Here is a 6,585-nt window from a genome sequence, read left to right on the forward strand (position 1 = left end):
GAAGACATCTGCGAAATCATGAAGGCCTACGACGTCAGCTTCTCGCTGGGCGACGGCCTGCGCCCGGGCAGCATTGCCGACGCCAACGACGCCGCGCAGTTCGGCGAGCTCGAAACCCTGGGCGAGCTGACCAAGATCGCCTGGAAGCACGACGTGCAGACCATGATCGAAGGCCCCGGCCACGTGCCGATGCACATGATCAAAGAGAACATGGACAAGCAGCTGGCCGTCTGCGGCGAGGCGCCCTTCTACACGCTGGGGCCGCTGACCACCGACATCGCGCCGGGCTACGACCACATCACGTCCGCGATTGGCGCGGCCATGATCGGCTGGTTCGGCACCGCGATGCTGTGCTACGTCACGCCCAAGGAGCACCTGGGCCTGCCCGACAAGAACGACGTGCGTGAAGGCCTGATGGCCTACCGCATCGCCGCCCACGCCGCTGACCTCGCCAAAGGGCACCCCGGTGCGCAGGCGCGCGACAACGCGCTCAGCAAGGCCCGCTTCGAGTTCCGCTGGGAAGACCAGTTCAACCTGGGCCTGGACCCGGAGCGCGCGCGTGAGTACCACGACGAAACGCTGCCCAAGGACGCGCACAAGGTCGCCCACTTCTGCTCGATGTGCGGCCCGCACTTCTGTTCGATGAAGATCACCCAGGACGTGCGTGAATACGCGGCCAACCAGGGCGTGACCGACGAAGCCGAAGCGCTGGAGAAGGGCATGGCCGAGAAGGCCGCCGAGTTCCGCACCCAGGGTTCGCAGCTGTACCGCCGCGACTGACGCCGCCGGTCAGCCGGCCGGCGACACGGCGAAATAGACGCCGCGCGCCGGCAGCCACACCTCGCGCTCGTCGGCGCTGCCGGCCAGCAGCCCGTGGCCGCGATCGGCGCTCAGGTTTTCCAGCCCGGGCAGCGGCACCGCCTGGGGCTGGTCGGAGAGGTTGAACACCACCAGCATGCGCTGGTCGGGGTGCAGGCGTTCGAACGCTAGCACCGGCGCGGGCGCGTCGAGGAAGCGCAGTTCGCCGGCCATCAGCGCCGGCTGGCGGTGGCGCCAGGCCAGGAAGCGCCGGAAGCGCTGCAGCGTGCTGTCGGGGTCGGCTTCCTGTGTGGCCACGCTGAGCGCGCGGTGGGCGTCGGGCACCGGCAGCCAGGGCTTGGCGTCACTGAAGCCGGCGCCTTCGTCGGCACGCCAGGGCATCGGCGTGCGGCAGCCGTCGCGACCTTTGAAGGTGGGCCAGAAAGCGATGCCGTAGGGGTCCTGGACGGCTTCGTAGGGCACCTCCGCTTCGGGCAGCCCCAGCTCTTCGCCCTGGTAGATGCAGATCGAACCGCGCAGCGAACAGGCCAGCGCATTGAACTGGCTGGCCAAGTTCGGATCAATCGAGCCCTTGCCCCAACGCGTCACCACGCGCGGCACGTCGTGGTTGGACACCGACCAGCAGGGCCAGCCCTCGCTCATGTGCGCCTGCAGCTCCTCGACGGTGCGGCGGATGAAGCCGGGCGAACCGTCTTCGGTCAGCAGCTCGAAGCTGTAGCCCATGTGCAGCCGGCCCGCCCGGGTGTACTCGGTCATGGTGCCCAGCAGGTCCTCGGCGGATATTTCGCCCAGCGCGCCCACGTCCGGGTACTGGTCCATCAGCGCGCGCAGGCGCTCGAGGAAGGCCAGGTTCTCGGGCTGGGTGTTGTTGTGGTGGTGGTACTGGTACGCGTACGGATTGTCGGGCGAGAAGCCGCGGCCAGTGCGTTCGTCCGCGGGCTTGGCCGGGTTGTCGCGCAGCAGGCGGTCGTGGAAGCAGAAGTTGATGGCGTCCAGCCGCAGGCCGTCCACGCCGCGGTCCAGCCAGAACTGCACGTTGTCCAGCGAGGCCTGCTGCACCTGCGGGTTGTGGAAGTTGAGGTCGGGCTGCGCCACCAGGAAGTTGTGCAGGTAGTACTGGCAGCGCCGCGGCTCCCACTGCCAGGCACTGCCGCCGAAGATGGAAAGCCAGTTGTTGGGGGGCGTGCCGTCGGGCCTGGCATCGGCCCACACGTACCAGTCGGCCTTGGGATTGTCGCGGCTGCTGCGGCTTTCCTTGAACCAGGCGTGCTCGTTGGAGCTGTGGCTGAGCACCTGGTCAATCATCACCCTCAGGCCCAGCGCATGCGCCTTGGCCAGCAGCCGGTCGAAGTCGGCCAGGGTGCCGAACAGCGGGTCCACCGCGCAGTAGTCGGCGATGTCGTAGCCGAAGTCGGCCATCGGCGACAGGAAGAACGGCGAGATCCAGATGGCGTCCACGCCCAGGCTGGCCACGTAGTCGAGCTTTTCCTCGATGCCGCGCAGGTCGCCCACGCCGTCGCCGTCGAGGTCCAGGAAGCTGCGCGGGTAGATCTGGTAGATGACGGCGCCGCGCCACCAGCCTGGTGTTTCCATCTCGCCTGCTCCCTGGCGTGGCCTGTCGCCCGTCGTGATGGAAGCTTAGCGGCGGCCGTGGTGGCACGATACCGATGCAATCGTATTCATAGCCCGGCGCCGGCGGAGGGGGCGTTACGGTGGCCGCCAATCCAGCGCGGGGAGGCGCGGCATGTCGGGTTACGCGATACAGATGGTGATCTTCCTCGGGCTCACCGCCCTCGTGGCGGCCCTGACCTGGTGGCGCTGCCGCCGCGCGGTCCATGACGCCAGCGCGTCGAAGGACTATTTCCTGGCCGGCGGCACCCTGGCCTGGCCCTATATCGCCGGCTCGCTGCTGCTCACCAATATCAGCGCCGAACAGATCGTCGGCATGAACGGCGCGCAGGTGGCCCTGGTGGCCTGGTGGGAGTTCGGCGCCATCGCCGGCCTGCTGGTGCTGGCGCACGTGCTGGTGCCGCTTTACTACAAGCACGGTTGCACCACCACGCCCGAGCTGATCGAGCGCCGGCTGGGCGACGCCGGCCTGCGGGCGATGGTGTCGGTGCTGTTCCTGCTGGGTTACCTGTGCATCCTGCTGCCGGTGGTGCTGTACACCGGTTCGCTGTTCATGAAGTCCATGTTCAGCCCTGACCTGAGCATCTTCCAGATCGCCTGCTTCTACGCCACCGTGGGCCTGGCCTACGCCTTCTTCGGCGGCCTGCGCGCCATCGCCATCTCCGACACCTTCAACGGCGTGGGCCTGCTGGTGCTGGGCGGCATCGTAACGGTGCTGGCGCTGGCCGCGGTGGACTTCGACCTGTCGGGCATTCCGACCGAACGCCTGAGCCTGCTGGGCGCGGCGGACTCGGATATTCCCTGGACCACGCTGCTCACGGGAATGCTTTTCATCCATGTCTTTTACTGGGGCACCAATATGGTGATCGCCCAGCGCGTACTGGCGGCACCGACCGTGCGCGAGGCACAGAAGGGCCTGTACGCGGCCGCAGCGTTCAAACTTGTGATGCCGCTGATCGTGGTGCTGCCGGGCCTGATCGCATTCAAGCTATACGGCGACATCGGCGACAGCGCCTACGGCCGGCTGGTGGGCGACGTACTGCCACCCTGGCTGTCGGGCGCCTTCGCGGCAGTGATCGCCGGCGCGGTGCTGTCGAGCTACAACTCGTGCCTGAACTCGGCGTCGGCCCTGTACGCCTGCGACCTGCACATCCGCTACGTGAACCCGCAGGCGGACGTGAAGCGGGTGGGGCAGTGGGTGGCGGTGGTGTTCACCGTGGGTTCGCTGCTGATCGTGCCGGTGTATGAGCACTCGCGCAGCATCGTGGACACACTGCAGCGTCTCAACGGCCTTTATTCGATGCCGGTGCTGGCGATCTTCATCACCGCGGTGGCCTTCCCTTGGGTGAAGGGCAAGGCGGCGCGCATTGGCCTGGCGTTCGGTGCGGTGCTGTATGCGGTGTTCACTTTCGTGTGGTCACCGCTGCACTACATCCACCTGATGGCGATCACGCTGGCGGTGACGCTGGCGGTGATCCTGGTCGTGGATCGGATGATGGTTTCCACCGGGGTCAGCCATGCCGCTGCGCGCTGATCGGCTATTCCGCGGCCCGGCGGCGCTGCTGCTGGCCGCGCTGGCGGCGGGCGCACAGGCGGCGCCGGTGGCCGATTGCAACGCAGCCGGGAGCTCGCGGTTGCTGCAGGCGTCCACGGCCGCGCCCGCCGATGCGCGCGCGGCGTGGATCGACGCCGGCCAGCTGCGCTGGCCCGGCAAGGCGGAAAACGCCAGGCTGAGTCTTCACCACGCGGCCGATGGCTGGCGTACTTTCCGCATCGGCGAGCCGCTGGCGGGTCGCGGCGTCGAGCGCCTGGATCTGTCGCTGCGCCGCGGGGCGCTGCCCGAAGCGCAGCAAAAGGCGTTTGCCTGGCTGGGCGAAGGCCCGGTGTGGCGTGTCCCGGCGATGGCGTCGCGCCCTTCCGCCGGCGGGCTGGGCAGCGATCTTCTGCTGGTCGAAGAGGACGCGAACGGACGGGTGGTTGACGCCACCCGCGTGCAGCACGCGGCTGCGCTGGACGACCGCTATGCGGCGGCGGAGGGTCTGGCGGACCTGGGCGTTACCGTGGCCGACGGGCGCGCCGCCTTCGCGCTGTGGGCACCGACCGCGCGTGCCGTGGCGCTGTGCATCTATCCCGATGCCCACCGTGACGCGCAGTCGGCGCCAGCGCTGCAGCGTGATGCCGCCACGGGCGCCTGGTCGCGGTCGCTGCCGGGCGTTCGCGCCGGGCAGTATTACGCCTATCTGGTGGACGTCCTGGTGCCCGGCACCGGCTGGGTGCGCAACCGCGTCACCGATCCCTATTCGATCAGCCTGTCGGCCGATTCGCGCCGCAGCTACGTTGGCCGCCTGGACGATCCGGCGCTGATGCCCCCAGGCTGGGCGCAGGCGCCGAGCGGCCGCGAGCTGGCGGCCGCCACGGACGCCGTGGTGTATGAACTGCACGTGCGCGATTTTTCCATCGCCGACGCCACGGTGCCCGTCGCCCACCGGGGCAAATACCTGGGCTTCACGGCCGCCGGATCCGACGGCATGCGCCACCTGCGGACGCTGGCGGCGGCCGGCGTCACCGACGTGCACCTGCTGCCGGTGTACGACCTGGCCAGCGTGCCCGAGACCGGCTGCGCCACGCCCCGCGCCGATGCCGCCGACGGCCCGGAAGCCTGGCAGTCCGCCGTGAACGCCGTGCGCGACCGTGACTGCTTCAACTGGGGCTACGACCCGCTGCACTACACGGCGCCCGAAGGCAGCTACGCCACCGACGCCAACGACGGTGCGGTGCGGGTGCGCGAGCTGCGCGCGATGGTGATGGCGCTGCACGCCGCCGGCCTGCGCGTGGGCATGGACGTCGTCTACAACCACACCTTCGCTTCGGGGCAGGACCCGAGGTCGGTGCTTGACCGCGTCGTGCCCGGCTACTACCACCGCCTGGATCCGAAAGGCGGCGTAACGCGGTCCACGTGCTGCGAAAACACCGCCACCGAACACCGCATGATGGCCAAGCTGATGCGGGACTCGGCCGTGACGTGGGCCAGGGACTACCGCATCGACTCCTTCCGCTTCGACCTGATGGGCCACCAGCCGCGCGAAGCGATGCAGCAGCTGCAGCGCGACGTGGACCGCGCCACGGGCCGCCCCGTGCTGCTGATCGGCGAGGGCTGGAACTTCGGCGAAGTGGCCGACGGCGCGCGCTTCGTCCAGGCCTCGCAGCTGTCGCTGGCGGGCAGCGGTATCGCCACCTTCTCAGACCGCGCGCGAGACGCCGTGCGCGGCGGCGGCTGCTGTGACAGCGGCGACGCGCTGGCGGCAAACCAGGGCTGGGTCAACGGCCTGCACCACGCGCCCAATGCCCTGTCCACGGCCAGTCGGGATGACCTGCTGCGCGCCGCCGACCTGGTGCGTGTGGGGCTGGCGGGCTCGGTGCGCTCGTTCACGCTGACCGATCGCACGGGGCAGGCGCAACGCCTGGAACAGATCGACTACGTCGGCCAGCCCGCCGGCTACGCGCTGTTGCCCGGCGAGGTGGTGAACTACGTCGAGAATCACGACAACCTCACCCTGTTCGACGCCAACGCGCTGAAGCTGCCGGCCGGCACGCCGTCGTCCGAGCGCGCGCGCGTGCAGGTGGTCGCGCTGGCCACGGTGGCCTTCAGCCAGGGCCTGGCCTACTTCCATGCCGGCGGCGAGATCCTGCGCAGCAAGTCGCTGGACCGCAACAGCTACAACTCCGGCGACGCCTTCAACCGGCTGGACTGGACCCTGGCCGACAACGGCTTCGGCATCGGCCTTCCGCCCCGGGACGACAACGGCGCCAGCTGGCCGGTAATGCGCGCGGTGCTGGCCGACCCGTCGGTGAAGCCCACGCCCGCCGACATGCGCTTCACGCGCGACGCCTTCCTGGACCTGCTGCGCATCCGCGCCGGCAGCGGGCTGCTGCGGCTGCGCGACGCGGACGAAATCGCGCGCCGCCTGCGCTTCGCCGACACCGGGCCCGGTCAGTCCGGCGCGGTGATGGCCGCACACCTGGATGGCGAGGGCTTGGTCGGCGCCGGGTCTCGTGCCCTGGTCTACGTGATCAACGCGGGCACGGCGGCCGCCACCGTCACCGTGCCCGAGGCAGCGGGGCAGGCCTTCACGCTGC

At 69.4% G+C, this 6,585-nt stretch carries 4 protein-coding genes; 3 read left to right on the plus strand and 1 reads right to left on the minus strand.

All coding sequences use genetic code 11. The features are described from left to right. Positions 1 to 780: phosphomethylpyrimidine synthase ThiC (locus tag K0M70_RS12690; protein WP_290782492.1), on the plus strand; the 780-nt coding region annotated here is incomplete at its 5' end. Between the two features lie 9 nt (positions 781 to 789). Here the strand turns inward: K0M70_RS12690 and K0M70_RS12695 are convergent. Beyond that, positions 790 to 2,412: an alpha-glucosidase family protein gene (locus tag K0M70_RS12695; protein WP_290782494.1), complete on the minus strand. Its 1,623-nt coding sequence runs from the start codon at positions 2,410 to 2,412 to the stop codon at positions 790 to 792. A gap of 151 nt (positions 2,413 to 2,563) precedes the next feature. Here K0M70_RS12695 and K0M70_RS12700 point away from each other — a divergent pair, with 151 nt between their 5' ends. Together K0M70_RS12700 and K0M70_RS12705 are read left to right on the plus strand one after the other, a co-directional pair. Then, positions 2,564 to 3,982 carry a solute:sodium symporter family transporter gene (locus K0M70_RS12700; protein WP_290782495.1) on the plus strand — a complete coding sequence of 473 codons (1,419 nt, stop codon included), beginning with the start codon at positions 2,564 to 2,566 and terminating at the stop codon, positions 3,980 to 3,982. Further along, on the plus strand, positions 3,966 to 6,585 hold a 2,620-nt coding region (locus K0M70_RS12705; protein ID WP_290782497.1), incomplete at its 3' end, for an alpha-1,6-glucosidase domain-containing protein. The genes K0M70_RS12700 and K0M70_RS12705, both read left to right, overlap by 17 nt.

Source organism: Arenimonas sp. (assembly GCF_019459675.1).
GTDB lineage: Bacteria > Pseudomonadota > Gammaproteobacteria > Xanthomonadales > Xanthomonadaceae > Arenimonas.